Genomic DNA, 26739 nt, shown 5'->3' on the forward strand with positions numbered 1-26739 from the left:
GCCGGTCCGCCCCGCGGCGCTTCCCGTCAGTGGCCCACCGGCGACGGCGACGCGCTCCGGCCGCCCACGCCCGGCACGGGGACCGTCGCGCGGACCGGGGTCTCCCTGAGCCGCCGGCGTACCCCTTGGACGAGGGTCCGCGCCGTGAACGTCGCGCCGTGCACGAAACGCATGGCCGGGCCGAAACCGGAGGCCGTCACCAGGCCCGCCAGGAACAGGCCCGGGTGGGACGACTCGAACTCCCGGCCGGTCGCCGGGGAGCCGTCGGGCAGCACCGCGAGCCGGCCGCACAGGTCCCCGGCGAGCATCCCCATCCGGTCGCAGCGCGGCTTGAACCCGGTGGCGGCGATGACGTGCTCGGTCTCCAGGGTGAGCACGGTGCCGTCACGGCCCACCGTGTCCAGCCGCACACCACCCGGCACCGCGCAGGCCGCGGTCACCTCGTGACCCGGCATCAGCTCCACCGCGCGCTCCACCCGGTCCCGCACCCACCACGCGCCCGCCGGGCCCAGCGCGGTGGCCGCGATGCGGGTCCTGGTCGCCTCGGGCAGCCGCCGGAAGACACCGGGGCGCTCGGAGTAGAACCAGTTCCGCCAGCCCGGGCCGAGTCCGCTGTGCGGCGAGCGGACCGTCTGCGTCCAGGGGCGCTCCCAGGGCGGCGGCACGTCGTTCCACCGCACCCGCTCCGCTCGCGCCAGCACCCGCACCCGGGTGCCCTGCTCGGCGAGCAGCGCCGCGGTCTCCAGCGCCGCCTGGCCGCCGCCGATCACCGTCACGTCCTTGCCGCGGAACGGGGCGAGGTCGCTGTGGTGGCTGCTGTGCGTCACCAGCGCCGGGTGCAGTCCGCGCAGGGCGGGCGGCACCTCGATGAACGGCATCACGCCCACCGCCATCGCCACCGTCCGCGCGTGCAGCATCTCCCCGTCCTCGGTGACCACCGTGAAGCCCCCGGGGGCGGCCGCCACCCGCGCCGCCATGCGCTCGTCCACCTCCGGCACGGCGTGCCGCGCGAACCACAGGCCGTACGACGCGAACTCCTCCACCGGGATCGGCTGCGCGTGACGCGCCGTCAGCCCCTTCTCGGCGCAGTACGCGTCCAGGCGCCAGCGCCCTCGCGGGTCGGAGAGGTTGGACGCCCAGGGCTCCGACTTCAGGTACATGCCGGCGGGCATGTGGTCGCGCCAGGACGCCATGGGCCGGCCGAGCACCCGCAGGTTCAGCCCGGCGCCCGCGGCGTGGGACGCGATCGACAGACCGTACGGACCCGCGCCCACCACCAGAAGGTCGTACATCATCACTTGCTCGCTTTCTCGTTGTCGGTCGGGGAGGAAAGGGAGGGCTGGGACGGCAGGGAGGGCCGGGTCGGCAGGGTCGGTGGCGCGGGGCGCAGCCGCTCCCGCAGCCGGCCCGCGACATGCCGGCCCCACAGACTCCACATCGCCCGTCCGGGGGCGGGGTCGTCCTTGGCGTACCAGGCCAGCTCGCGGCCGCCCGGGGCCGGACGCAGTGCGGTCAGCGGCGCGTAGTTCTCCACCACGAATGCCCGCCCGGCCAGCGGTGCGCCGTCCGGGAGCGGGCGGCCCGTCAGATCGAGGTGCAGGGCGCGTACGACGTCCAGTCCCGCGCTGTCCGCGAACAGCCGGAACTGGGCGCCGGGGCGCGGATTGAAGTCGAGCAGGTGGTAGCGGCCGGTCGTGCCGCAGCGGCGGAAGTCGAGGTCGAAGATGCCCCGGTAGCCCAGCTCGCCCGTGACCCGCTCGGCCAGCGCCCGCACCTCGGGATTGGGCGTCCAGCGGCCCACCGCCGTCAGACCCGCCCCCCGCGGCCAGGCCAGCTGCTTGCGGCCCGGCCCGCCCGCGCGCACCGCGCCCGAGCCGTCGGCGTACCCGTGGAAGAACCAGTCCCGGTCGGGCCCCGGCGGCAGATAGGCCTGGAGCAGCAGCGGACTGCCCGCCTCCGCGGTGCGCCGGTACAGCTCCCGCGCCTGCTCCGGGGACCGCACCAGCAGGGTGCTGCGCAGCCCGCTGCCGGCCGGCAGCAGCCAGGGCCGGCTCCACTTCGCCACCACCGGCACGCCGAGCCGCCGTACGGCGTCGGCCGCCTCCGCCGCGCTGTCCGGGACCAGCGTCACCGGGTGCGGCACGTCCGCGGCCGCGCACACGGAGGCCAGTTCGCCCTTGTCGGCGACGCGTTCGGCCAGCGCGCCCGGCAACGCGGGCAGCAGGTAGGAGGGGGTGAGGGCGTCGCGCATGCGGGCCACGGCGATCGCGCTCGCGTCGTCCATCGGGATCAGGACGGCGGGTGACGCCACCTCAGCCGCCACCCGGCGCAGCACGGTGAGGATGTCCTCGGCGGACGCGCCCGGGAGCGGCGGGGGATGCATGCGCCGTACGTAGCGCGACCTGTGGACGGGACTCGCGGCCGAGTCGGCGACGACGTGCACCTCCACCCCCGCCCTGCCGAGGGAGCGCACGGCGCCCAGCGTGCCGTGGTGAAAGGGGTTCGGGTCGGTCCGCAGCAGTACCGCGGGGACACGGGTGTCGAGCAACGACATGAAGTCTCGCTTTCTTTTGGACGCGTTCCGGGTATTTCACCCGCACGGGCGAGTACGGCACTCGAAAGCCCCAAGGGCGGTGGCGCCCTGGAATGTCCTGTGCCTGAATTCATATGACTGTTCGTCAATAGCGATAACGGCGACAGAGAACAGAAACAGATAACGGATTCAGAGAACAGACAGAGGTCGGACGAGAGCGAAGAAAGGAGCAGGCATGGCACCACAGCACAAGCGGATCCGGTTCGGCAGGCTGGCCGTGGGCGCGGTGACGGTGGCCGCGTCGGCCGTCCTGGCGTCCGGTCCCGCGGCGGGGGTGGGGGTGGTGCGGGCCACTGATCCCCCCGCTCCGTCGCCGTCCGCCACCCCGGCACCGGGCCCGCAGGCGTCCAAGGCACCGGCCTTCGGCGCCTTCCTCGCCTCCGACGCCCGCGGTGTGGCCCGCATGGCGCAGCTCAGCCACTGGCTCGGCGGCGCCGAACTCCGGGTCGGCCACACCTACCTGCCCGGCAACCGCTGGCAGGACATCGAGGGCGACATCCGCTTCCTCGAGTCGTGGGCGCAGTGGCGCAACGCCAAGGACGACCGGATGCTCGTCCTGAACGTGCCCATGCAGGAGCGCAACGAGGAGGGCGTCTCCGACGGCGAGGTCCGGCAGCTGCTGCGGCGGGGCGCGGCCGGTGAGTTCGACCACCACTTCCGTGCCCTCGCCGAGCGGCTGGTCCGGCTGAAGGTGCCGGACACGGTCGTGGTCCTCGGCTGGGAGATGAACGGCGTCACCTACACCCACCGGTGCGGGCCGGACCCGGAGGCCTGGAAGAAGTACTGGAACCGGATCGTCACCACGATGCGCTCGGTGCCGGGCCAGAAGTTCCGCTTCGACTTCACGCCCAGCCGCGGCCGGGACGCGGTTCCCTGGACGGAGTGCTACCCGGGCGACGACACGGTCGACGTCCTCGGCATGGACTCCTACGACCAGCCGTCCGGGATGTCCTTCGACCAGCAGGTGAAGGAGCCCTACGGGCTTCAGGCGCACGTGGACTTCGCGAAGGCGCACGGCAAGCCCATCTCGTACCCGGAGTGGGGGCTCTTCCGCAACGGCGACAACGCCGAGTACATGCGGCGCATGCTGGAGTGGATCGTCGAGCACAAGCCGCTCTACAACACGCTGACCGACTACTGCCCGCACGGTGTGTGGCAGTGCGGCGCCAACCCGGAGGCGTCCCGCGTCTACCGGTCCGTCGTGTCCGGCCTCGCCGACGAGCCGACGCCCACCGATCCGCCCACCGACCCGCCCACGCCCACTCCCACCACGCCCGAGCCCACCACGCCCGAGCCCACGCCGACCGAGCCCGCACCGACGGAGCCCACCGCGCCGCGGCCTCCGGAGGGGTGCTCGCCGGTGAACCTGGGCAGCTGGGCGGAGTACTGGCTCGGCGGCAAGCTCTGCCTCCGCTTCGAGTGGTGGTCGCCGGACGACTAGCCCTCCCGCCGTCCCGGACGGTGGCGGCCGGCCCGTGCCGGTGCCCGCCGCCACCGCCGGGCAGCGCACCGCCGTCACCGCTGCCCGTGCACGTCGGCTGCCGTGGCCGGTCCGGGTACCGACGGGACGGGGGTGGCCGGGTCGTCCTCCCGGCGGGTGCGCCGTGGCCGGGCCAGCAGGGCCAGGCCGCCCAGCAGTCCGCCCGCGCTCGCCCCCACCAGGGTGGTCACCGGCGTCGACGCCGACGTCGGGCTGCTCGGCCTCACCGCGCGGGAGAACTGCACCAACTTGACCTGGGTGCTGTCCTCGGAGTGGTCGGCGTGCTGCGTCAGCGCGCGGGAGACCGCGTTGGCCATGTCGACGGCCAGGCCGGGCCGCGTCGAGGTGGCCGACACGGCGACCATCGGCGCGTCGGGCGAGGTCGACGTGCGCACCTTGTCCTGGAGGGTGCGCACGGGCACGCCCGCCCACACCTGGGCGTCCCCCAGCACCGCGAGCTGGGTGGCCACCCGGCCGTACGCCTGCGCGAAACCGCGGGCGGCCTCCGGGGTGGACTTCGCCGTCGGCACGGCGACGACATAGCTGGTGGCCGTGTAGGTGGCCGGCGTGAACAGGCCGTAGGCGCCGCCCGCCAGGGTGCCGGCGAGGGCGCCCGCCGCGAGCACGGACCAGGACGGCAGCTTCTTGGCACGAGCCGCGGACAGGCGGTGCCGGCGGGCCGGGGTGTCGGTCATGACGGACTTGCTCCGAGGGGTGAGAGGGCCGACGGCGAACGGGAGACCGCCGCCGCGTAGACGTCGACGAGGCGGGCTGTGCTGCGGGTGATGCAGTAGCGGTGCGCCACGTCCGGGACGGTGCGGGACCGGGCGCCCGCCGCCCGCACCTGGGCGATCGCGCGGGCGTACGCGTCGGGGCCGCCGTGCACGCGCCGGGCGCCGGCGGTGGCCGACGGCGGCAGATCCTCGATCGCCGGGCAGGACGCGTAGAGCACGGGCAGACCCGACGCCAGCGCCTCCACCGCCGCCAGCCCGAAGGCCTCGTCCGGCGACGGGGACGCGAACACGTCCATCGCGGAGGTGAGCGAGGGCAGGTCGGGGCCCGGGGTGCCGTCGGGGACGTAGGGGCGTTCGCCGGTGAACAGGACCCGCCCGGACACACCGGCCTCGTGGGCGGTGCGGCGCAGCAGGTGTTCGTCGGGGCCGCCGCCCACCAGCAGCAGCCAGTGGTCCTCCGGCAGCCGGGTGAGCGCGTGGACGAGGACGTCGAAGCGCTTGCCCCGGGTGAGCCGGCCGACCCCGCCGACGACGAACGCGTCCTCCGGCAGGCCGAGCCGCCGGCGGGAGCGCGCGCGGAGTTCGGGGTCGAAGCGGAAGCGGTCCAGCTCGATGCCGTTCGGGACGACCTCGATGCGGGGGGCCGGCACGCCCCAGTGCTTCAGCCGGTGGGCCACCGCCGAGGAGACGGCGACCGTCGTCGAGCCGAGCCGCTCGCTGGCGAGGTACAGCGCGCGCACCCCGGCGGTGAGGCTGCGGCCCTCCATCTGGGAGTCCCCCAGGGAGTGCTCGGTGGCGACGACGGCACGGACCCCGGCGAGGCGCGCGGCGAGCCGGCCGTAGACGCAGGCCCGGTACAGATGGGTGTGGACCAGGTCGTAGCCGCCGGCGCGGATCAGCCGGACCAGCCGGGGGAGCGCGGTCAGGTCGCGGTTGCCGGCCATGCCGAGGTGCGTGACGCGGACACCGTCGGCGGTGAGGCCGTCGGCGACCGGGCCGGGGTTGGTCAGCGTGACGACGTCGCATTCCAGGGGCAGATGGCGCAGCAGCAGGCGCAGTTGCTGCTCGGCCCCGCCGACGCCGAGGCCGGTGATGATGTGCAGGGCCCTCATCTCACAGGCCTTCCGCGGGGCGCCGCCGCAGCCGGTGCAGCCTGTGCTTGAGGAACAGCCGCCAGGCCGTGTCGTTCTGGCCGACGTGGACGCGGGGCAGGGCGTGCGGACCGGTCAGCGGGCCGGGGTCGATGGCGCAGGCGTAGGCGTACCCGGCCTCGCGGACCGCCTCGACGGCACGGGCGTCGACCGTGCCGTACGGGTAGCAGAAGCCGTCGGCCGCGACCCCGGTCAGCTCTTCGAGCAGCGCCCGGCTCTCGACGACCTCCGTCTTCAGGGTCAGGTCGTCCGCCCGGGTGAGGTCGACGTGGGTCAGTCCGTGCGAGCCGATCTCCACGCCTTCCGCGGCCGCCTGCCGGATGCCGTCGGCGGTCAGCAGCGGCTTGCGCGGGCCCAGCGGGTCCCAGGCGTTGTCGCCGCCGAGCCGTCCGGGCAGGACGAAGAGGGTGGCGCCGCAGTTCCACCGGCGCAGCACCGGCAGGGCGGCGGTGAGGAAGTCGGCGTACCCGTCGTCGAAGGTGAGCCCGACCAGGTCCCGCCCCTCGCCCCGCGCGCGGGCGGCGAGCAGGTCGGCCACGGACACGCCCCGCAGCCCCCGGCGGCGCAGCCACGCCAGCTGTTCGCCGAGCCGCTCGGGAGTGACCGTGACGCGGTACGGGTCGTCCGAGCAGTCGTCCACCGAGTGGTACATCGCCACCCAGGGCAGCGGGCGCGGGGCGACGGATCTGGCGGTCTGGGCGGAATCAACGGGTGCGGCCATGGGTGAGCCTTCGTGTGACGGTGCGTACGGAACGCACGGCGGATGTGGAGCCCCGGGCGCCCGAGGCCCAGGCGAGCGGGACGAAGACGGCGCTGACGGTCAGGCAGCCCGCCGCGAGGCCCGCCAGCGGGGAGGCGAACCGGCTCGCGGCGAACGCCCCGGCGACGGTGGCGGCGGCCGTCGCGAGCACGGGCCCGCTCAGCCGGCCCAGTACGTGCCGGACGCGGACCGTGACGCCGTGCGCGTCGCCGGGCCGGCCCGAGCGCAGCCCGGCGAGCAGCAGGGCGGCGGTGACGGTGATGCCGAGGGCGTTGGCGGCGGCGATCCCCGCGACGCCCCAGGGCCCTACCGTCGCGGCGCCGGTCAGGGACGTCACGGCGATGCCCGCGGCCATCACGCCGACCGGGTACCAGCGGGGCCGGCCCGCCGAGAAGTAGGAGCGGATCAGGGCGCCCACCAGGGTCTGGCCGAGCAGTCCGAGGGCGTACACCCGCATGACGTCCGCCGTCGCCACGGTGTCGTCCGCGGTGAACGCGCCCCGCTCGAAGAGCAGCCGGATCATCTGCGGGGCGCAGGCGATCACCGCGCACATGCCCATCAGCACCACGCAGGACGCGAGGACGAGGTCCCGCTCCACCCGGCTGCGGGCCCGCTCGGTGTCGCCGTCCGCGAGGGCCCGCGCCACCACGGGGAAGGTGACCGTGCACACCATCAGCGACAGCGTCATCGGGATCTGGGCGACCTTCTGCGCGTAGTTGAGGTGGGAGATGGCCCCGGCGGGCAGGGAGGAGGCGAGGAAGCGCTCGACGAGGACCTGCGACTGGCGGCACAGGGCGAACAGGAGCACGGCGGCGACCAGGGCGAAGCGCATCGGCCGCTCCGCCGGTCCCGCGCCGGTGCCGGGCCCCCGCGAGGCCGGGACGCGTGCCGTCAGCTGCCGCCACAGGGACGGGAGTTGGACCGCCACCATCAGCAGGCCGCCCGCCGCGACGCCGGCCGCCGCCGCCCGTACGCCCCACCGGCCTCCCAGCAGGAACATCGCGGCGATGATGCCGGCGTTGTAGGCGACGTAGATCGCCGCGGGCGCGAAGAAGCGGCGGTGCGCCCGCAGCGCGGCGCTGCACCACCCCGCGAGTCCGAAGGCCAGCAGGCTGATCGCCGTGAGCCGGGTGCAGTCCACGGCGAGGCCGGGGTCGGGCAGGCCCGGCGCCAGGGCCCGGACCAGGAGAGGGGCCGCGCCGGCGACCAGCGCGGCCACCGCGGTGAGGGCCAGGCACAGCCGGGGCAGGGTGGCGGCGACCAGGTCCCGCACCGGGTCCCCGGCGGCGCCCCGGGCGCGGCGGGCCAGCGCCAGGCTGAACGCCGGGATCAGCACCAGCGCCAGCCCGTCCTCGATCAGCAGCGTGGCGGCCAGCTCGGGCACGGTCCACGCGACGAGGAAGGCGTCGGTGTCGCTGCCGGCCCCGAACAGCCGGGCCAGCGACTGGTCGCGCACCAGCCCGAGCAGCGAGCCGGCGATCGACAGCGCCGCCGTGACGAGCGCCGCCCGCGCGAGGAACTTCCGCGAGGCGGAGACCTGTTCGGAGCCGGCCAGCACGGAGGCCGCCGCACGCGCCGTGGGCACGGGCGCGGCCTCGTCGGTCTCGGCCTCGGGGAGCTGCGAGGGCACGGCGGTCATCGGGCCACCGCCTCTTCGACACGGCCCGGTACGCCACCGGCCCGCACGGGGGCGGCCGCACGCGCCGCTTCGTCGGTCTCGGCGCCGGGAAGCTGCGAGGGCACGGTGGTCATCGGGCCACCGCCTCCTCGGCACGGCCCGGCACGCCGCAGGCCCGCACGGGGGCGGCCACACGCGCCGCTTCGTCGGTCTCGGCCTCGGGGAGCTGCGAGGGCAGCGTGGTCATCGGGCCACCGCCTCCTCGGCACGCTTCGGTACGCCACCGGGTGACGGGGTGTCACATCGCTCGCCGCCGGCCAGCGCCCACCAGGCCGCGAGGCCCAGCGCCATGGCGGTCACCACGGTCGAGGGGCCGCCGATGTCGCCGTACAGGAAGTCGGTCAGCACCCAGACCAGCAGCCCGCAGGCGACCAGCGCGCAGTCGAACCCCGGTCCCCGGCGGCGGACGCGCAGCAGCCGGCGCACCCCGCGCACCAGCAGCGCCAGCCAGGCCCCGGCGAGGGTGAGCAGGCCGATCAGCCCCTGCTCGCTCAGCACCAGCAGGTACATGTTGTGCGGCGACAGCAGCGCCTGCCGGTGGTACTCGGCCCCCGCGCCCTCGGTGTCGCTGCCCGACGACAGCGCCAGCGTCGCGTGGCCGTCGCGGTACTCGGGGAAGTTCTTCAGGCCCACGCCGGTCAGCGGGTGGTCGCGCCACATGCCGGTCGCCGACGACCACAGCGTGTACCGGTCGACGACGGACTGGTCGGGCGCGTCGGCGACCTGCGCGATGCTGCCGATCCGCTCCTGCAACTGGGCGGTGCCGACCCCGAACCCGCCCACCAGGACCACCCCGGCGGCGGCCAGCGCGGCGGCCGTCTTCAGCGCCCGGCGCAGCCCGGCCAGCGCCAGCTGCGCACCGCACGTCAGGGCCGTCGCGATCCAGGCGCCCCGGCTGAAGGACACCGCGAGCGGGGCCAGCAGCACGAGCGCGCAGCCCGTCGCGGCCGCCCGCTGCCACACCGGCGCCCGGCCCAGCGCGAGCCCGGTGGCGCACACCAGGCCGAGGGAGACCACGGTCGCCATGCCCATCACGTCCTGGGCGCCGAAGGTGCCGACCGCCCGGATGTCGGCGCCCTGGTAGGAGGCACCGGTGCGGGTGACGTACTGGTGGACGCCGACCGCGCCCTCGAACAGGGCGAGCCCCACGAACGTCCAGGCCACCACCCGGAAGTCGCGGCGGCCCCGGAGCAGCAGCAGTACCGCCGCCGGGACCAGCACGAAGACCTGGAGGTAGCGGGCCAGGCCGGTCAGCCCCGCCGCGGTCGAGGACGCCCCCAGCGCGGCGAGCGCGACCCCCACCACGGGCAGACCCAGTACGAGGGCCGCGGCGGGCGTCAGCGGGCGCCGGCGCTCCCGCAGCAGCCGGATCACGCAGTACCCCACCACCAGCCCGGAGGCCACGTCGGCGGGCCCCGCGCCGTGCCCGGCCGGCGGCAGCGCCACCAGGGCGAGCACCGCCGCCAGGGGCAGGACCGGTACGAGCGCGGCGGCCCGGCGCGGGAGCGGTGCGAGAGCGTGGCTCACGTCGGTCAGCTCCCCGTCGGGCGGACCAGCGTGGCCGCGGTGCGCAGCAGGATGCAGATGTCCCGCCACAGCGACCAGTCGTCGATGTAGGCGTTGTCGAACCGGCAGCGGTCCTCGATCGACGTGTCACCGCGCAGCCCGTGGATCTGGGCGAGGCCGGTGATCCCGGTCCGCATGCGGTGGCGGGCCGCGTAACCGGGGTGGGCCCCGCTGAACTGCGCGACGAAGTACGCCCGTTCGGGGCGCGGCCCGACCAGGCTCATGTCGCCGCGCAGCACGTTCCACAGCTGGAGCAGCTCGTCGAGCGAGGTGCGCCGCAGCATGCGGCAGAAGCGGCTCATCTCGTGCTCGCCGGCCACGCTCCACCGGGTCGCCGACTCGTGCTCGTTCACCGGGCGGTGGGTGCGGAACTTCAGTAGCGTGAACGGCTTCCCGTCCAGGCCGATCCGCTCCTGCCGGAACACCACGCCCGGACCGTCACTGAGGCGCAGGACCGTAGCGCACACCAGCAGCAGCGGGCTGACCAGCAGCAGCAGCGTGCCCGACACGACGACGTCGAGCATCCGCTTGCCCGCGCCGCCGCGCCGCGCCGGGGACAGGTCCAGCCGCCGGCAGGCGAACCCGGCCAGCCGCTGCCCCGTGGCGTACGACGGGGAGTCGGCGTCCAGCTCCCAGACCACACAGCCCGACTCGGCCAACGTCCGCAGCAGCGACGCCTGTTCGGCGCGGACCGACGGATGGACGGCCAGCACCGCGCGCACCCCGTTCTGGATGACCGCCCGTTCGACCTCCTCGCCGGTCCGCAGCACCGGGACCCCGTCGGCGCCCTCCGGCTGGTCGGCGACCACGCCCACCGGCCGCACACCGCACCCCGGGTGGCGCAGCACGGCGGCGGCCACACGCTGGGCGACCGCCGGCGGACCCACCACGAGCGCGGCGTGCGGATGCCGCAGCAGCGCTGCGCGCCGCCGCGCGTGCACGGCCGCGCGCAGCGCACAGCACGCCCCCGCTTGAAGGACGACCCCCGTCAGCACGGTGCCGGCGGCCAGCGCGTTCCCCGGCCGGTACGCCGCCCAGAGCGCCGCGGGCACCAGCCAGGCCACGGCGGTACGGCCGCACACGGCGGGCAGCTCCTCCAGCAGCCCCGGCACCGGCGGCCGGCCGTCGCGGGCGCGCAGCAGCAGGGACGCGACGACCAGCAGCGCCATCAGCAGCGGCTGTCGCTGGGTGCCGGTGAGCGCCAGTGTCCCCAGCACGGCGGCGCCTCCGTCCGCCAGGACCAGCGGCACCGGCGAGGCCGGGCGCGCCGGGGGCCGCGGGGCGGACACGCGCACACCGGTCGCGGTGCCGAGCGGCGGCATGACGGAGACGGGTGGGAAGCCGTGGTCCCGGGGCGGCGTTACACCGGGGGAGGACACGGTACGTTCGGCAGTCACGAGTGGATGGACTCCCTGTGCTCGGTGGACTCGACGTCCTGTGTGGTCGGGTCCGCCCCGGAGCCCCGGCCCGTGCCGAGCGGTCGGCCCCGCTCGACGCCGCGGACGGTGGCGCGTTCGACCGCCGCGAACGGGCGCGCACCGGGTGAGGCGGCCCATGGGCCGAGAAGGTCGCGGTAGACGTCCGCGACCGCCCCGGTGGTGCGGCGCACGTCGTGGAGGGACAGCACGTGCCGGCGGCCCTGGACGCCGAGGGACTCGCGCAGCGGCGCGTCGAGCAGCAGCGCGGTGACGGCCGCGGCCAGTTCCCCCGGGTTCTCCGACGGGACCACACACCGGGCGGCGAGGCCGGGCGGCAGGCTCTCGCGGGCGCCGTCGACATCGGTGACCAGCACCGGCACGCCGCAGGCCATCGCCTCCAGCGGGGCCAGCGCCATGCCCTCCCAGCGGGACGGCAGCACGGCGAGATCGGCGGCCTGGTACCAGACGGAGGTGTCGGCGACGGCGCCCGTGAACAGCACGGAGCCGGGGGCGTGACGGCGCAGGTGCTCACGGTCCGGTCCGTCGCCGACCAGGACGAGCCGGGCGTCCGGCACCCGGCGCACCACGGTCTCCCACGCGCGCAGCAGGACGTCCTGCCCCTTCTGCGGGCACAGCCGCCCCACGCAGACCACGAGGGGGGCGGCCGGATGGACGCCGGCGAGCGGTGCGAGCCCGGCCCGTACGACGCGGGCCGCGGCGGGGCGGTAGCGCTCGGGGTCGATGCCGTTGGGGACGACCGTCCACCTGCCCGTGATGCCGGCCCGGACGCCGGTCGCGCGCTCGGCCTCGCTCACGCACAGCATGCGCGCGGCCCAGCGCGCCCCCCACCGCTCCCACCGCAGCGCGAGCGCGGCGGTGCCGCCGCCGACCGCCTCGAACGACCAGGCGTGCGGCTGGAAGACCGTCGGGATCCGGCCGCGCACCGCGAGCCGGCCGGCGAGCCCCGCCTTCGCGCTGTGCGCGTGCACCAGGTCGGGGCGCACGTCGTCGATCAGGCGGGCGAGGCGCCGCACCTCCCCCAGCAGCGAAGGGCCCGGCGACCGCGTCGCCTGCCAGTGCCGGACGTGCGCGCCGACCGCCCGCAGCCGGGCGGTGAGCGCGCTGTCGGGGCAGACCGCGGTGACCTCCAGGCCGTCCGCCAACTGCGCCCGCACGAGGTCCGTCACGACACGGGCGACCCCGCCGTCCACCGGTTGGGTGAGGTGCAGGACCCGCGGCGGACGGCTGCGGGGTGACGGGGCCACGGACACGGCTTCCTCGCTGACGACGGTGCTAGGAACGGGTGGCGGTGTGTTCACCGCCGGGCGTCGAAGGCGGCGAAGAGCACACCGGCCCACGCCGCGTCGCGCTCGGAGGCGAGCCGTACGGTCGCCTGGTCGCCGGCGCGCGGCAGACCCTCCGGCAGGTCGAAGACGTCCGAGTCGTAGCCGAGGGTGTTCGGGTACGCCGGCACCCGCGCCGCGGCGGGCCCGCTGATGGTGGAGTTCAGGACGTCGCCCGCCGGGTCGGCGGAACCGCTGATCCGGGTGGCGCCGGACCCGGGGCGGGTGCTCAGGGTGAGCGAGTCGCCGGTGGTGCCCCGGTCGCCGTCGTACGCCACCAGGCCCACCCGGGCCCCGGCGCCCACCGCGAGGTCCAGGCCGCGCAGCCGGAGCTCCGCCGCCTGGGACCGCAGCGGCGTGAAGCCGTCCCAGAGCGCGAGGTGCCGCAGCGGCTCCGCCGGGTCCTCGTACGCCACCACGAGCGTCCAGCCGCCCCAGGCGCCGGCCGCGGAACCGCCGGCGGCCACGTTGACCTGCGCCACGGTGTAGAGGCCCGGCCCGCTGTCGCGCACCAGGCCCGTCACGTCCGCCGAGGCCTGGAAGGCGTCCGCGGTGTCGGTCACGCGGTGCCCGACGGCCGTGTCCGCGATGACCTCCTTGTACTCGCCGCCGGGTTCGGCGAGGAGCACCCGCCCGTTGTCCGCCGAGGGCTTCTGCTCGCCCACGCGCAGGTTGCCGCCCCAGTACAGGCGCGCGTACGTCACCCGCGCGCCCGCGGGCAGCCGGACCTCCGCCCGGGAGGAGTTGTACGTGTTCGGGTCGCGGTCGACATCGACGTAGAACATGTCGAAGTCCCCGTTCACCCCGGCCCCGCCCGCCTGCGCGCCGGAGCACGAGGGTGCCTGGGCGCGGCAGGTGATGGAGGTGTTGGCGGCGCGCACGATGCCGCCGTGCTGGAGTGCGGAGTACCGCTGCGCGAACGTGATGCCGTCCGCCTCCGGTACGGGCGGTGCGGCCGGCGCGGCCGCCGGGGAACCGCACGAGGCCCAGATCGAGGCGAGGGCGAGCACGCCCACCGTCGCATGACGAAGCAGCTGGCCCGGGGAATGGCGCATGACCGTCGGTGCCCTTTCGGAACGGGGGTGGCAGGCAGCGGCACGGATGCGTCACGTCCGCCTGAGGGGTGCGTCAGCGTTTCGCAACTCTAGTCATCAAGCGGCCGAATTCACCGAAATTCGGGGCATACCGCGATCTGTGTTGGAAACGTGAAGGAGTTGCGCGCCGGGTGGTGCCGGTCCCCGCCCGCGACGGGCGGACCCCGCCGTGCCGCCGAACGGGTACGGCCTCAGGACGCCCTCGCACAGCGCCCCATCAGGGACATCGCGGCAGCAGGGTGAACGGCGGGGCCACGGCGGCCCCTCACCGGTTGCGGGCCGTTCTGGGCGCACTGACCGTGGGCTTCAAGCTCCGACCTCTCTCTCGAAAGGACCCCCATGCGTGCCCTGCCCGCACGGCCCATCGCACTCGGCGCCCTGTGCGCCGCCCTCCTGACCGGCATCACCGGCCCCGTCGCCATGGCGGCCGACCACACCCCCGGCCACACCCGCGCGGTGTCGTCCGACACGCCGCTCCCCGCAGCCGAGACCCTCCTCGGCGAGGTCAACAGCCTCAACGCCCGTGGCGCCGAACTCACCCCCGTGTCCGACCTGCTGACGGCCGTGGTCAAGTCGGACAACCGCGCGCTCCCGCCGGCCGAGGCCAAGGAGCTCGGTGAGGCCGCCAAGGACGCGCTGGAGAAGGCGGCCGCGAAGACCGAGGCGACCAGGGACGCCACGCGGACCCCGGCGACGGACCGGCTGGCGCCCGCCACCGGCTCCGACCTCATCGGCGACGCGCTGGACGCCGTGCAGAAGGCCGTCGACGACCTCCTGGGCTCGCTCTTCGCCGACGACACCGCGGGCACGGCCGACACCTCGGGCACCGCGGACACCTCCGGCACCGCGGACGCCACGAACACCACCGACCTGACGACGCCGTCGCTCGACCAGCTGCTGGCCGAGGTGAACAAGCTCGTCGACGCGCTCACCGTCAACGACCCGACGGTGTCGACCCTGCCCGCGCCGGCGACGCCGTCCACCACGTCGCCGTCGGCCGCCGTGACGCCCGCGACGCCGGCCGTCACGCTCCCCGCGCTCACGCCCCCGGCCCCGGTGCTCCAGCCGGCCTCCTGAGCCTCCGCGGCGCGCGCTCGGGCCCCGGGAACCGGTCTTTCAGAGTTCTCATATGAGGACATGAGGACTTGCGAATCTCCGGCATCCCCGCTTCCGCTCCGCTGCGGAGTCGTTGGGCACGGCGGCAGACACCCTCCTCCGGCGACCCGCGTTGCCGAAGAAAGGAACACGATGAAGTCCCTGAAGGCCGCCGCCGTCGTCGTCGGGTCCCTGATCGCCTCCGGCGCAGCCGCGCCCGCGTTCGCCGCCGAGCCGATGCCCCACAGCATCGACAACAGCACGAGCGCGCCGTTCAAGAACGTGCGCGTCCTCGACACGCAGCTGGACAACCCGGCGGCCCTGCTCGACGCCGAGAACGCGGAGTCCCCGCTGTACAAGGTGGAGGGCGCGCGGAAGGCGCTGACGAACTCCGAGTCGCCGCTGTACCGCGGTCTGTCGATGCAGGGCTGAGCACGCGCCCAGGAAGAGGGCGGTCCCCGGACTACACCGGGGACCGCCCTTTCCCGTAGGGGCGTCACCGTCCTGCTGCGCGGCGGCGACGGCGTCCTTCTGCGGGCGTCACCGTTCCGGCGGCGCGGCGGTGGCGGTCTCCCGTGCGGGCGTCACTGTTCCAGCGGCGCGGCGGTGGCGGTCTCCCGTGCGGGCGTCACTGTTCCAGCGGCGCGGCGGTGACGGCGTCCCGTACAGGCGTCACCGTTCCGGCCGTGCGGCGGTGACCGTGCCGGACGTCCGACGGTTACCGCTGCCGGCAACCGAGCGGACGAGGAGTGGACCATGGCGATCAACACCGGCGGCGCACTTGTGGACACCGAGGACGAGGCACCCGGGCTGCCGGGACCGGCACGACCGGTGGGCAGAACCCGGAGGGACCTGGCGCACGGCCTGCGCGGGGCGGCACTCGTCGCCACCCTGGCCGCGCTGGTCGCCGCCGCCCCCGCGCCCCGGAGTCCGCAGGACGGCACCGACTTCTCCGAGACCTACCGCGGCCGCCGCATCCGCGGCGTGCGAACACCCGGGCGAGGCCCGGCCGGCGGTGCCCGGTGGCACGTCACCGTGGACGGCCGCCCCCTCCACCTGATGCGGCGCGCCGACGGCACCTGGCTGAGCATGGTCGACCACTACTGCTCGTACCCGACGCCCCTGGAGGCCGCCCGCGCCGCCGTCGACGAACTCGGCCCCGGCGAACGGCTGCGCGCCGGGACCGGGACCCAGCCGGCCGAGGCACCCGCACACCGGGGAGGCCGCCATGGCGTACGTGCGTAAGGACGCCGCCACGCTCACCAGGACCGAGAAGAGCCGGTTCGTCAAGGCGCTGCTGGAGCTCAAACGGCGTGGCGAGTACGACGAGTTCGTGCGCGTGCACCTCGCCCACTTCAACCCCGACGGCGAGAGCGGTCTGCGCGCCGCGCACATGGCGCCGTCCTTCCTGCCCTGGCACCGCCGCCTGCTGCTCGACCTGGAGAACGCCCTGCGGCGCGTGGACTCCTCGGTGACCATCCCGTACTGGGACTGGACCCGCGACCGCACGGCCACCTCCACGCCGTGGACGGCGGACCTCCTCGGCGGCAACGGCCGCCTCTCCGACCGGCAGGTCACCACCGGCCCCTTCGCCCACCGGACGGGCGACTGGCCCCTCAAGGAGGGCGTGACCGACACGGAGTTCCTCACCCGGGACCTCGGCCGCAGCCGCGACCCGATCGGCCTGCCCGGCAGGAACGACCTGGAGTGGGCCCTGAAGGACGCCGTCTACGACGTGTCGCCCTGGGACTCGACGGTCACACGGGGCTTCCGCAACAAGCTGGAGGGCTGGGGCACCGGCCGCGGAAGCGCCTCCTGGCGCAACCACAACAGGGTGCACCGCTGGGTCGGCGGCACCATGCTCGGCGCCGCCTCCGTCAACGACCCCGTCTTCTGGCTGCACCACGCCTTCGTCGACCTCCAGTGGCAGCGCTGGCAGCGCCGGCACGGCGGGGCCCGCTACCTCCCGGCGACACCGCCGGGCTCCGGCGAGGCGCAGCACGGCCGGATCGTCGCCCGCCGGCAGCAGCTGCCGCCCTGGGACGTGACACCGGCCGAGCTGGAGGACGTCGGCCGCATCTACCGGTACGCGTGATGGCGCTGCGACACGCCGGGTGCTCTGCCCGATTCCTGCGCAAGGGCACCACAGAGCGGGCTTTCACAAGAAATTTACGGTGATGGGCGCTTCATTCGCCAAAAGCCTGGAACGTCCTCTAAAGTAAGCACTAACAGTGACCGGTCCAACACGGACTGTGTTGCTCTCACAGAAACGGAGAGGTAATGCGCAAGATCCAGAAGGCTGCCGTCGTCGTCGCGATGCTCGGCAGTGTCGGTGCCCTGGGCGCCGGGACCGCGGTGGCCGGCGAGGGTGCGAGCTTCGACGTCAAGGGCGGCGGCTGCTCGGTGTCGGGTGACTCGAACCAGCTCATCGGCAACGTCGGCGTCCTGAACGGCGTCGTCGGCGGCCTCCTGACCTTCGGCAACGACGGTGACCACGGGACCCAGGACAACGAGCAGGGTCACAAGGTCGACTGCTCCACCCGCGGCTTCACGGGCTGACGCCTGCTAGACGCATGAGGACAGGTCCCGGGACGCAAGTCCCGGGGCCTCTCCCTGACATTTTTCACACTTACCCGAGCGTTGATCTCGTGACATTTCTCCAAGGGCACACAGGCAGTGGCCGCAGGGTTCGAGACGCACAGCGCCTGGGGGGACTACCGCAAAGGACAAAGCGGATGCAGAAGTTCAAGAAGATCGCAGTGGTGGCGGGAGTCCTGGGGGGCTCCGTACTGATGGGGCTCGGCACCGCCCAGGCTCACACCGTCGACGTCCCCGTCTGCGACGAGACGGCCACCGACGGCCACTGCGGCCAGAAGCGCGAGTACCAGTACACGACCGAGGACGGCAAGGTCCACGTCGTGGTCTCGCGCGAGGGCTGTGCGATCAAGGGCAACAGCACTGTGGACTGCTCCATTCACCACCCCTGATTCGACTGAGGCACTTGCGCCCACTCGACGCAGCCGTCACTCCCGCTGATCTGCACCTGGCTCCCGCCGCAGCGTCAGAGGCAACGGCTGCCCCGTATGCCAGATGGCCGGACCCGTTCACCCGGGGACGGCCATCTGGCGTTTGGGCGTGAAGGGGAGAGGGGCGATCCCGCAGTCGCCGCCCCCCTCTCGCTCCCCGCCGAAGTCACTCCAGGGGGGTGCAGTACGGGAGCCCGTCGATGGGCTGGTCGGTGAAGAAGCGGCCGATGAGCTCCGCCGACTCCTCCCGGCGCTCGACGGTGACCAGGTGGTCTGCCTCGGTGATGGTGGTGAAGCGCGCCGAGGGCATGATCGCGGCGAGCTCACGGCCCATCTCGGGGGTGCACAGCGTGTCGTACTCGCCGGTGAACACCAGGGACGGCACGTCGGGAACGGGCAGCGGCCGGTAGCAACCGTGCGTGGTCAGCCGCGTGTTGTGCTCGACGGCCTTCTTGACCTCGTCCGGCGTCTGGTTGATGAACTGCCGGTGCAGAAGGCGAGCGACGGCGGCGTGCCTGCGCACCTGGCCGGCCCCCGGATTCGACATGAACAACTGCACCAGCCCCTCGGCGGCCTTGTCGACATCCCCGCTCTCGATCGCGTGCGACAGAAGCGGCACGGCCTCGGTGTAGAGGTCGGGAAGGCGCTTGGCCGCACCGCAGAAGACGATGCGACGGACGAACTCGGGGTGGAGCTGGGCGAAGCGGAGACCGACGACCTCACCGAAGCAGCCGCCGAAGAGGTTGACCTCCGGCATGTCGATCTCCACCAGCATGTGCTTGACCGCGTCGGCGAGGAAGTCGATGCCGTACTCGGCGGGCAGGAAGTCCGCGGTGCCGTAACCGGGCAGATCCACGGTGACCAACGTGCACAGCGGCGCCAGCCACTTCTCGTGCCCCTGCCACGAGTACCGGTTCTGCGAGGACCCGCCGAGCAGCACCAACGGCGCGGTCTGCGGCGTGCCTTGACGGACGATGCGGCACTGATACGCGAACCCGTCGAAAACAAGGCTCCGTTCCTCCACCTGCCCCGATGCGGCAGCAACGGGACCGGAGCACCCTGTAGTGGCTTCCTGGGCGTTGACGACGGCAGTGCGCATGGACGGCTCCGGTAAGGGACGGAAGGCAGGCGAACCGTCCCATCATTACCAGGGCGCCCTCTATACCGAGGTAATCACTCAATTGTGGGCGATCCCGGTACGGGGGTGTACGGGGACCGTCCCTTGCTCAGTCGGCGATGTGGACTCCGTAGCCGCGCGCGAGGGCGTCGAGTCCGTGGTCGTATCCCTGTCCGACGGCGCGGAACCGCCAGAGCGGGCCACGGCGGTACAGCTCGGCCAGGATCAGCGTGCGTTCGCTCGTGGCGGCGTCCAGTGTCGCGCGCGTCAGTGGGGCGGCGCTGCTGCCCGGTGCCGCGGCGACCTGGACGGCGCCGACGCCGCCGAAGGACAGGCCGCCGTCGATGGCCGCGGCGACCACCACGCGGTGCGAGGACGGAGGCAGGGAGGCGACGTCGACGGTGATGGTCTGTTCGGCCGGGCCGTTGGTGAGCAGGTGGACGGTGCCGCCGGGGTTCTCCGGGGCGCCGTAGAAGACGAAGTCCTCGTCGAAGGAGACCTGTTCGTCCTCGTCGAGCACGAAGGCGACGACGTCGACCTCACCGTGTTCCAGTGGTGCCCAGGACGCGGTGACGTGCCACGGGGACGCGGGGGCGGGCAGGTCGATGACGCCGCCGCGGGGGAGGACGTGAGGCGCCGCAGGACCGGCGGACGCCTCCGCGACCCCGGCGCCGGCATCGACGTCGGCGACGGGGGTGGCCACGGTGGCGGTCGACGCGGGATCGACAAGCCACTGCGCGTCGTGCACCGAGAGTCCCAGTTCCATGATCCGGGCCATGCGGCGGTCGTTCTCCCCACCGGAGAGGACGACGACGTCGGTGACGCTGCGCGAGAGATTGACCGCGGCGGAACCGCCGAGCTCGACGACGCGGCTGCGCGCGTCGACCGCCTCGGTGTGCGTGCCGCCCAGGACGAGCACGCGATGCCCGGCCAGTGGCCTGTCGCCCGGCCCGACGGGAACGGGCTCTGCCTGGCGCGGGGCAGGAATGACCGATGCCGGCCCGGGCGCGTGATGCGCCGCTCCGGCCTCTACCTCGCTGAGCAGCAGGAGGAAGGTGTCCTCGTCGATGACAGGCACCCCTTCGGCGACGGCCCGCTGTGCCTTCGCCGAACCGGACGCGGGCTCGTTGGTGACCAGGACGCTGGTGTGGCGGCTGACCGAGCTCATCATGTTGAGCCCGGCGGCAACGCCTCGGCCGATCAACTCGGCCCGGGCACGGACGGTTTCACCGGTGATCGCGACCTTCATGCCCTGCCGAAGCGGTGCTCCCGGAGTCAGCCGGCCGGGATTGCGATACGTGCAGGGCGTCTTGGGCGGCTTCGGCGTGAACTGGGACTCGGCCCGGGGCGGGCAGCTCACGAAGGGCAACGGCAGTGCGAGCCGCGCCGCCTCACGCAGGGACGCCCGCAGGATCCCGGCCAGCACGCGGGTGTCGTCCAGGGCGTCGTGCGCGTGCTGCTGCGGTACGCCGTAGTGGGCGGCCAGCGTGCCCAGCTTCATGTCGGCCGTCGGCGGGTCCACCTGCCGGTTCAGCGCCAGGGTGCACAGCCGCTGGGACACCGGCAGCCACATGCGGGCCCGGGCGAATTCGTGGGCGAGGAAGTCGTAGTCGAACTGCGCGTTGTGAGCGACCAGAACGCGGTTCTGTAGCAACGCGGCGATGCGCTCGGCCACCTGGTCGAAGGCCGGCGCTCCGCGCAGCCGCTCGGCGGTCAGCCCGTGCACGTCGACGGGCCCCGGGTCGCACCCCGGATCGAGGAGGGTGGAGAACTCCCCGGTCTGCTCGCCATCAGGCCCGACGGTGACCACGGCGACCGACAGCACCCGATCCCGCCGGGGCACCAACCCGGAGGTCTCCACGTCGACGAGGGCCCAGTCGTGGGCGTAGCCGTCCATGGGGGTCAGATCGAAGGAGGGCGAGGGGAGACTCATGAGGGCAAGGATGAAGGGGCATTCGCATCACCTTCAACCTGCATGTGCCGACAGGCGGCGTAGGCGGGCTGCTGCGCAGGCGAACTACTCGCTCACTCCCACGACGCACCACCCTCGCCGAGCCGCTTCGGTCAGGACGTGTCCCCACTGCGTCAGTAGGTCCAGGAATGCGTCGAAGTCAGGAACCCAGCCATCGGGTACGGCGGCATGCTCGGCGAAGGGCCCGCGCATCCGGTCGAGGTGAGGAAGTGCCCGCTCCCAGGTCGCGGCCAGGTCCCGCACGCTTTCCGGTGACCGCGCGAGCAGCACGCCGTAGCCGTCCTCACTGAAGAAGGCCGTGTCGGTGTGCTGGGCCTCACCGTCCGGCCCGTCCCAGAAGAGCCCGCGAAGCAACGCGTCCAACTCGGCCCGCGGCAAGGGGCCCACATGGCCGCGGACACTTTCCCACCGCTGCCCGGCCCAGAAGTGCGCCTTGAAGGAGCCGAGGGTGTGCAGAAACTCGTACAAGGCGAAGTGGGAGCCGTCCGGCCCCTGCGGCCACGCCCATCCTTCATCCTCGCCCGTCAGAGCGTCGTGGTCCCAGAGCCCCGTCTCGTCGGCGTACCAGGCATCCCTCAGCCGCGGCAGCCGCTCCCGCGGCGGGACCTGCATCAGCCATGAACGGTCGGCGATCAGCACGGTGATGTCGAGCCCCATGACGGGGAGAGTACTGGCCGTGGGAACCCGGGGGCGGCCGGACGGCCGCGGAGTCTTTCCTTGATCGTCAGAAGGGCGTCCGGGGGCTTCGTCGTGGCGGCCGACAGCGGCCTGACCAGCGAAAAGCCCCCCCGACGGGAGGGCAGAGATGTGCGCCCCGGCAGGACTCGAACCTGCAGCCAAGCGCTTAGAAGGCTTGGTCAGGGGCGGCATGCGGCGTCTTTGACCTGCATCGATAAGTGGTTCTGTGGGTATGTCAGATAATTTTCCCGCGTTCTCGGGAAGTGGGCCGTAGGGAGAGCTCAAGCATGGTGAGCCCGAGGTGTCTGGCGTTGCTCCGACAGCTCATGGATTCTGGCCGTGCCCGCGATTGGTCCAAGTTGGCGCTCTCAGCTTGGGAAGCGAGTACGTTTTACTGGAGCCGCGAAGTACCTGATCTGCTGAAATGCCCTGTTGTGTAGTGGCTGTTCCCATTGGATCGCACCCTTGTTGACCGTGGTTGTCCGCTCTTGTTGGGCACGTGCGGCACGGACCTACAGCCGCCGCGCGAGGCAGGGCCTCCGTCAGCCGGAAGAACGCGTGTTCATGCGGCCTTCGTCGTCGAGCCAGCCCCTGTCCTCGACATTCCAAACGGGCAGCAGCTGCCGTAGCCGGTTCCGCGTTTCGGTGTCGGTCGAGTGGACGACCGTGCCTCGGCGGCCACGGGAAAGCAGGACCCTGTATGCGTTGAGGATGAACCGGCTGGTGGTCTCGTCGTCCCTCTCTCCACTGCGCAGTCCAGGGAAGCGCGATGCGGACGGGATGACTCGCCACTCCCCTTCACGCCACACAAGGTCCGGGCCGATGATGACCCCACACCAGTCGAATTCGAGACCCTGTACGCCAGATACATGGCCGATCTGCTCGAACCCGCCGGGCTCCGTCGCCCATGACTCGAGCGGCGGCTCTCCGCTGACCGGGCGCCGACCGGTGCTTGACTGCCAGGGGCGGCGCCAGTCACCGATCACGACGTCGAGTCCCAGGGCGGAGTCTCCACGGGGCGTCGACATGGGCCAGCACAGGCCCGCGGTGATGCGCGCTGTCATGCCCTCCTGTATCCGTGCTCTGAGGAACCACTCCATGTCCTGGGGGGTGTCGACGGTCAGCAAGGTGTACCGACTGTCCGGCTGCCACGTCTGTTCCTGTTGAGAAGGGTCGAGGAGGGCGGCCAACCAGTCCATGTAGGGACTGCCCCCGAAGCGGAACTGCGCGGTCAGATCGACGTGGCGCAGTTTCAGCGAGCGTTTCCGCGCAGCCTCCTCGATCACGGTGCGTGTACCGACATCCTGCGGGGAAACGGCCTGGTGTTCGTCGAGGAGGAAGACGGGTACGCGCGCTGCGTCGATGAGCTCTTCTGTCTGGGTGCGATCGAGGCTCTCCTGCCCTTCGCGCGTCATGAATCGGCTGGCCGACGTGCGACGGATGTGCTGTGCCTCGTCGCAGATCAGTACGTCGAGGCCATTGCGTTCGGCCGTCACGAAGGAGTTGAAGTAGGTGAACATTTTCTGGCCGAGACCCATGCCGAATGCCCTTTCACGCAGAGCGGCGACGAATGCCCGTGAGCCGCTCGCGTGCCGTACCCCGTGCCTCCTTCTGTCCAGTTCACACAGCAGTGACAGCGCGAGGGAGCTCTTGCCGCTGCCCGGCCCGCCGGACACGACGATCACTTCCTTGTGATCGGCTCGTCGAGCTCGCTCCACCAGGCCGAGGACGGTTTCGTAGGCGATCCGCTGTTCGTCCAGGAGACGCGGTACCGGGCCCGGCGTGACCGGCGCGGTCGGGTCCGGGTGGCGCCCTGCGGATGTGAGCAGTTCGTCGGCGGCGGTTCTGCCCGGTGCGGGTGACAGGACGGACCGCAGGAAGCTCTGGGCCGCGCCGCGCCCCTCGGCGGTGTACAGCCGACCCCATGAGTCGGGTGGCAGATCGAAGAGCTCGCGGACGGCTGTGTCCGTCGCGTCCAGGAGGCATGCCATACCAGACACGGCGCTGGGGCGGTCACGCAGCAGGGCATGATGGGACACCAGGTACTCGCAATAGCCACGGACCTGCTCGACCGGATGAAGTCTCGTCCTCGTGAACCCGCCGGGCCGGCAGAGCGTCGGATCGTCCTCTGCGACCACGGCGCTCGTCCAGGCCTTGAGCTCCACGACGACGTAGGAGAGATCTGTGGTGAGCGGGTCGAGGCCGGCGACGACCGCGTCGACGCGCACGTCGGTGCCCGGCAAGGCATATTCGAGAACCAGTTCTGTTTGTTCGAGTCCGGCGTCGACCAGGAGCTGCGCAAGTCGCGGCAGTTCCCGTTCCCAGGCCAGCGTCTGGCTGCGGCTCGGCGCGCGTCCATGCGCAATGACGTAGTAGTCGGAGAGCTCGCGGACCAGGGATCCGACGCGAGCCATGTCGGCTATCGCGGCGGCTGACCCGCGCAGCAGGTAGTGGCCCGGGCCCGTCCGCGGGTGTGCGGGCGGCGTCCCCTGATCCGTGGTGGCTGCCGACGTCCCCGGCGTCAGCTCGTAGATCGCTCCCCGCGCCGTCCGCAGCCGCACCCTCGCGTCCCCGACCACGACCGTGCGTGTCTCTCCGGCCCGCACGGTGAGGGTGCGCCCGGCTTCGTTCTCCACCAGCAAGTCGACCACGCGCGGGTGGGTGTCGGGAACCAGAATCGCCGCGACGTCCGGGGCGTCGAGGGCGGAGCCGAGACGGAGCACGCCGCCCTCACGGGACACCGGCAGAGCGACGTCGGGCAGTAGGTTCACCAGCACGGCGACGTCACCGTTGCGGACGCTGTCCGGTGCCGTGACGGGCGGCAGCCCGGCATCCGGCACGCGCCGCATCGCGGATGTGACGAGTTGCCAGCCCGTGACCGTGCTCCGGGCCGTCTCCGGCAGCCGGGCCCAGGCGCCGGACAGCCAGTCGGCGATGCCGTCCCGCTCCTCGGTGATCAGCGCGCGGAGCGCCGGGCGCAGGGCCTCCTCCATGGCCTCCTTACGGCCCGCCTCGCCCGAGACGTCGATCCAGTTGATCCGCTCCTCAAGTGCCAGGGCGGGAGACAACCGACGGTGGGCGTCGGCGATCAACGTACCGATCGTGCGAATCGCGTCGCCCGGCTGGCTCCGGCTGATCCGCCGGGCCAGTTCGGCCCGCAGGTGAGGCAGGAGATCGGGTCGCAGGGCAATGGCCCCGCGGGTTCGTGCCACCACCCAGGGACCGAACCAGAGGTCGGCCTCGTGTCCGGCGTCGAGCTGAGGGAACACCCCGAGCCGCACGGCACGCAGTACCTCGGGCTCGATCCGGGTGGCGACGCTGAGCGCCACCGCGAGGTCCCAGACGCTACCGGCGGGTTCGGGCATCCCCGCGTGGGCGGGCGCCGCGGCGGCTCCCGGACCAGGGGCAGCGGGCAGGGCCGCAGAAGCAACACGCAAAGCGAACCGCCCTACGGCCTCTTCGGAAGCGCGGCCACCGATGCGGTGGGCCATCGCGGTGACGACCGCCGCTTGGCGGGGGGTGAGCTCGTGCGGTTCGGGAAGCAGTGCGAACACGGCCTCACCGAGGACGTCGAGCGCCCGAGCCTGCGCGTCTGTGTCCGGAGGCACGACCGAGGACACCCGTTCGAGAACGGTTTCGCGGACCTGAGGGTCCACCGACGTGGCGTTCCCCAGAGCGGCGGCGGCCAAGGCATACAGGCGGGTCCGGCCCTCGATGTCGGTCTGCCGGTCACCGAGGTCGACGAGACTGGTCAGTATCCTGGCGCGCTCCGCGGGACGTCCCTCGGCGACCGCGTAGCGGATGACGTCCTGCCACTCGCCGTCCAGGGCGCGAGTAGTCAGGAGCCCCAACTCCTCGCGCTCCACGATCTCCTGCGCGGCCAGCCAGTCCCGCAGCGTCACGTGCGCGAACGAGAGCGTGTCCTCGCTGTCAGCGGTCAGTACTCCCGAGCGCGTGATCAGATTCCGAAGAACGTCCTGGGAGCCCGCGTCCACGTGGGGCATGGAAGACAATACACCTGAGATCAGCCGCAGCGCGTGGGTGGTCTGCATCGGCGAAGCGAGAGGCTCGTTGATGAGCTGGTTGTGCGCCAGCCGCTTGAGGAACGCCATCCGCTCTGGAGCCGACAGGGAGTCTCCCTGCCGGACACCGACGCCTCGTTCCTTGTCACGACGGCTCAGAATCATGTCCATGAGCGCCCGGAACAGCTCGCTTGGCGTCATGGGCAGGGAGCGGTCGGAGCGGTCCTCCCGTGTGAGCGCCAGACAGATGAACGTGCACAGAAGCGGGTTGGTGGCCAGCATCGCGAGATCTGAGTTGTTCAGAAGGCGGTCGATAAGGTCTTGGAACGACGTGGGTGAGGCATGCGCCGGGACCGCGGCGCCCTGCAGCGCATGCGCGAGCGCCCGAGTGCCGTCGGTGTCCAGCGGCAGCAGGGTCCTGTCGACGAATCCGTCGGAGGACAGCCACTCTCTGGGTAGGGCGAAGGGGCGCGTGGTGACGAGCCACAGATTCCCGGGGTGGGTGCGGTCGATGGCGGTGATCCAGGGAGCGATGTGCCTCCTGACGTCTTCGAGGACCTCATCGACGCCGTCGATCAGGATCAGTCCTCTGCGGGAGCGAAGCACCTCGGTCGCCCACCCGGGCGGCTGCTCGCCGCCGAGCGCCGGTACGGTGCGTGCCGTCCACTCCTCGGGGCCGGCGAGGGCCGTGTCCGGATTCATGCTCCTCAGAGGCAGCACGAAAGGGACGCGGTCTCGCAGGTACTCCAGGTCGTCCGGTACGGGCTCCCCGAGCGCGGCCGCCACCGCCAAGTACCGCACCAGAGTCGACTTGCCCGATCCGGCCTCCCCGCGCAGACACACCTTGGTGTACCTGCTGAGCAGGGTCTGGGCATTCTCCGTCCTCGCTCGCGTGGAGGTGTCGGCCGCCGTCAGCGGCTGATAGACGTCCAGCGGCAAGGCGCGCGGAACACCCGGCAGGTCTGCACCGCTCAGGGTAAGGCGGCCGTAGAGGTCCACGACCGCTTTCGCA

Annotated in this window: 21 protein-coding genes; 7 read left to right on the top strand and 14 right to left on the bottom strand. The window is 72.8% G+C overall.

What is annotated here, in order from left to right:
• Window positions 1-26 precede the first annotated feature (26 nt).
• Both GTW67_RS17490 and GTW67_RS17495 read right to left on the bottom strand, forming a co-directional pair.
• On the bottom strand, window positions 27-1292 hold the full coding sequence (locus GTW67_RS17490; RefSeq protein ID WP_161165774.1) for an NAD(P)-binding domain-containing protein: 1266 nt from the start codon (window positions 1290-1292) through the stop codon (window positions 27-29).
• Between the two features lie 2 nt (window positions 1293-1294).
• The gene (locus tag GTW67_RS17495) at window positions 1295-2554 is read right to left on the bottom strand and encodes a carboxylate--amine ligase (protein WP_161165754.1); all 1260 of its coding nucleotides are present in this window, start codon (window positions 2552-2554) and stop codon (window positions 1295-1297) included.
• A 214-nt stretch (window positions 2555-2768) separates the two neighbouring features.
• Between GTW67_RS17495 and GTW67_RS17500 the strand changes: the two genes are divergently transcribed.
• Entirely contained in the window at window positions 2769-4034 is a 1266-nt protein-coding gene (locus tag GTW67_RS17500) for a glycoside hydrolase family 26 protein (protein WP_161165755.1), read from the top strand.
• A 74-nt stretch (window positions 4035-4108) separates the two neighbouring features.
• Here the strand turns inward: GTW67_RS17500 and GTW67_RS17505 are convergent, their stop codons facing one another.
• From GTW67_RS17505 to GTW67_RS17540, 8 genes are all read right to left on the bottom strand, one after another.
• The gene (locus tag GTW67_RS17505) at window positions 4109-4768 is read right to left on the bottom strand and encodes a YveK family protein (RefSeq protein WP_161165756.1); all 660 of its coding nucleotides are present in this window, start codon (window positions 4766-4768) and stop codon (window positions 4109-4111) included.
• Complete coding sequence (locus GTW67_RS17510; RefSeq protein ID WP_161165757.1) at window positions 4765-5919, bottom strand: glycosyltransferase; 1155 nt, start codon at window positions 5917-5919, stop codon at window positions 4765-4767. The genes GTW67_RS17505 and GTW67_RS17510 overlap by 4 nt, the downstream gene beginning before the upstream one ends.
• Window position 5920: 1 nt before the next feature.
• The gene (locus GTW67_RS17515; RefSeq protein ID WP_161165758.1) at window positions 5921-6679 is read right to left on the bottom strand and encodes a polysaccharide deacetylase family protein; all 759 of its coding nucleotides are present in this window, start codon (window positions 6677-6679) and stop codon (window positions 5921-5923) included.
• Window positions 6663-8357, bottom strand: coding sequence for a murein biosynthesis integral membrane protein MurJ (murJ, locus tag GTW67_RS17520; protein ID WP_161165759.1), 1695 nt, complete (start codon window positions 8355-8357; stop codon window positions 6663-6665). The genes GTW67_RS17515 and murJ overlap by 17 nt, the downstream gene beginning before the upstream one ends.
• Window positions 8358-8579: 222 nt before the next feature.
• Complete coding sequence (locus tag GTW67_RS17525; RefSeq protein WP_161165760.1) at window positions 8580-9923, bottom strand: O-antigen ligase family protein; 1344 nt, start codon at window positions 9921-9923, stop codon at window positions 8580-8582.
• A 5-nt stretch (window positions 9924-9928) separates the two neighbouring features.
• Window positions 9929-11359 (bottom strand): exopolysaccharide biosynthesis polyprenyl glycosylphosphotransferase, encoded by a 1431-nt coding sequence (locus tag GTW67_RS17530; protein ID WP_161165761.1) that lies wholly within the window; start codon window positions 11357-11359, stop codon window positions 9929-9931.
• On the bottom strand, window positions 11356-12645 hold the full coding sequence (locus tag GTW67_RS17535) for a glycosyltransferase (RefSeq protein WP_346010680.1): 1290 nt from the start codon (window positions 12643-12645) through the stop codon (window positions 11356-11358). Before GTW67_RS17535 ends, GTW67_RS17530 begins: the two co-directional genes overlap by 4 nt.
• A gap of 50 nt (window positions 12646-12695) precedes the next feature.
• Window positions 12696-13778, bottom strand: a complete 1083-nt coding sequence (locus tag GTW67_RS17540) for a DUF3344 domain-containing protein (protein WP_161165763.1) — start codon at window positions 13776-13778, stop codon at window positions 12696-12698.
• Window positions 13779-14156: 378 nt separating this feature from the next.
• On the opposite strand from GTW67_RS17540, the gene GTW67_RS17545 reads away from it, so the two are divergent.
• The 6 genes from GTW67_RS17545 (at window position 14157) to GTW67_RS17570 (ending at window position 17899) form a co-directional block, all read left to right on the top strand.
• Window positions 14157-14894, top strand: coding sequence for a hypothetical protein (locus tag GTW67_RS17545; protein ID WP_161165764.1), 738 nt, complete (start codon window positions 14157-14159; stop codon window positions 14892-14894).
• A 171-nt stretch (window positions 14895-15065) separates the two neighbouring features.
• Entirely contained in the window at window positions 15066-15344 is a 279-nt protein-coding gene (locus GTW67_RS17550; protein ID WP_161165765.1) for a hypothetical protein, read from the top strand.
• 324 nt (window positions 15345-15668) lie between these two features.
• Window positions 15669-16157, top strand: a complete 489-nt coding sequence (locus GTW67_RS17555; RefSeq protein ID WP_161165766.1) for a tyrosinase family oxidase copper chaperone — start codon at window positions 15669-15671, stop codon at window positions 16155-16157.
• Window positions 16141-17007: a tyrosinase family protein gene (locus GTW67_RS17560; RefSeq protein WP_161165767.1), complete on the top strand. Its 867-nt coding sequence runs from the start codon at window positions 16141-16143 to the stop codon at window positions 17005-17007. The genes GTW67_RS17555 and GTW67_RS17560 overlap by 17 nt, the downstream gene beginning before the upstream one ends.
• Window positions 17008-17192: 185 nt before the next feature.
• Window positions 17193-17471: a hypothetical protein gene (locus GTW67_RS17565; protein WP_161165768.1), complete on the top strand. Its 279-nt coding sequence runs from the start codon at window positions 17193-17195 to the stop codon at window positions 17469-17471.
• A gap of 176 nt (window positions 17472-17647) precedes the next feature.
• Entirely contained in the window at window positions 17648-17899 is a 252-nt protein-coding gene (locus tag GTW67_RS17570) for a hypothetical protein (protein WP_161165769.1), read from the top strand.
• 205 nt (window positions 17900-18104) lie between these two features.
• Here the strand turns inward: GTW67_RS17570 and GTW67_RS17575 are convergent, their stop codons facing one another.
• From GTW67_RS17575 to GTW67_RS17590, 4 genes are all read right to left on the bottom strand, one after another.
• A complete protein-coding gene (locus GTW67_RS17575) occupies window positions 18105-19037 on the bottom strand; it encodes an alpha/beta fold hydrolase (RefSeq protein ID WP_161165770.1) in 933 nt (310 codons plus the stop codon).
• A gap of 127 nt (window positions 19038-19164) precedes the next feature.
• Window positions 19165-20988 (bottom strand): TerD family protein, encoded by a 1824-nt coding sequence (locus tag GTW67_RS17580; protein WP_161165771.1) that lies wholly within the window; start codon window positions 20986-20988, stop codon window positions 19165-19167.
• Between the two features lie 84 nt (window positions 20989-21072).
• Window positions 21073-21684, bottom strand: coding sequence for a hypothetical protein (locus tag GTW67_RS17585; protein ID WP_161165772.1), 612 nt, complete (start codon window positions 21682-21684; stop codon window positions 21073-21075).
• Window positions 21685-22247: 563 nt separating this feature from the next.
• Complete coding sequence (locus GTW67_RS17590) at window positions 22248-26726, bottom strand: DNA/RNA helicase domain-containing protein (protein ID WP_161165773.1); 4479 nt, start codon at window positions 26724-26726, stop codon at window positions 22248-22250.
• Between the last annotated feature and the right edge of the window lie 13 nt (window positions 26727-26739).

It is taken from the genome of Streptomyces sp. SID5910 (assembly GCF_009862125.1).
In the GTDB taxonomy this organism is placed as follows: Bacteria; Actinomycetota; Actinomycetes; order Streptomycetales; family Streptomycetaceae; genus Streptomyces.

Coding starts and splice junctions, on each gene's coding strand:
- GTW67_RS17490 (WP_161165774.1), bottom strand. CDS start 1,292: ATGTACGACCTTCTGGTGGTGGGCGCGGGTCCGTACGGTCTGTCGATC.
- GTW67_RS17495 (WP_161165754.1), bottom strand. CDS start 2,554: ATGTCGTTGCTCGACACCCGTGTCCCCGCGGTACTGCTGCGGACCGAC.
- GTW67_RS17500 (WP_161165755.1), top strand. CDS start 2,769: ATGGCACCACAGCACAAGCGGATCCGGTTCGGCAGGCTGGCCGTGGGC.
- GTW67_RS17505 (WP_161165756.1), bottom strand. CDS start 4,768: ATGACCGACACCCCGGCCCGCCGGCACCGCCTGTCCGCGGCTCGTGCC.
- GTW67_RS17510 (WP_161165757.1), bottom strand. CDS start 5,919: ATGAGGGCCCTGCACATCATCACCGGCCTCGGCGTCGGCGGGGCCGAG.
- GTW67_RS17515 (WP_161165758.1), bottom strand. CDS start 6,679: ATGGCCGCACCCGTTGATTCCGCCCAGACCGCCAGATCCGTCGCCCCG.
- murJ (WP_161165759.1), bottom strand. CDS start 8,357: ATGACCGCCGTGCCCTCGCAGCTCCCCGAGGCCGAGACCGACGAGGCC.
- GTW67_RS17540 (WP_161165763.1), bottom strand. CDS start 13,778: ATGCGCCATTCCCCGGGCCAGCTGCTTCGTCATGCGACGGTGGGCGTG.
- GTW67_RS17545 (WP_161165764.1), top strand. CDS start 14,157: ATGCGTGCCCTGCCCGCACGGCCCATCGCACTCGGCGCCCTGTGCGCC.
- GTW67_RS17550 (WP_161165765.1), top strand. CDS start 15,066: ATGAAGTCCCTGAAGGCCGCCGCCGTCGTCGTCGGGTCCCTGATCGCC.
- GTW67_RS17555 (WP_161165766.1), top strand. CDS start 15,669: ATGGCGATCAACACCGGCGGCGCACTTGTGGACACCGAGGACGAGGCA.
- GTW67_RS17560 (WP_161165767.1), top strand. CDS start 16,141: ATGGCGTACGTGCGTAAGGACGCCGCCACGCTCACCAGGACCGAGAAG.
- GTW67_RS17565 (WP_161165768.1), top strand. CDS start 17,193: ATGCGCAAGATCCAGAAGGCTGCCGTCGTCGTCGCGATGCTCGGCAGT.
- GTW67_RS17570 (WP_161165769.1), top strand. CDS start 17,648: ATGCAGAAGTTCAAGAAGATCGCAGTGGTGGCGGGAGTCCTGGGGGGC.
- GTW67_RS17575 (WP_161165770.1), bottom strand. CDS start 19,037: ATGCGCACTGCCGTCGTCAACGCCCAGGAAGCCACTACAGGGTGCTCC.
- GTW67_RS17580 (WP_161165771.1), bottom strand. CDS start 20,988: ATGAGTCTCCCCTCGCCCTCCTTCGATCTGACCCCCATGGACGGCTAC.
- GTW67_RS17585 (WP_161165772.1), bottom strand. CDS start 21,684: ATGGGGCTCGACATCACCGTGCTGATCGCCGACCGTTCATGGCTGATG.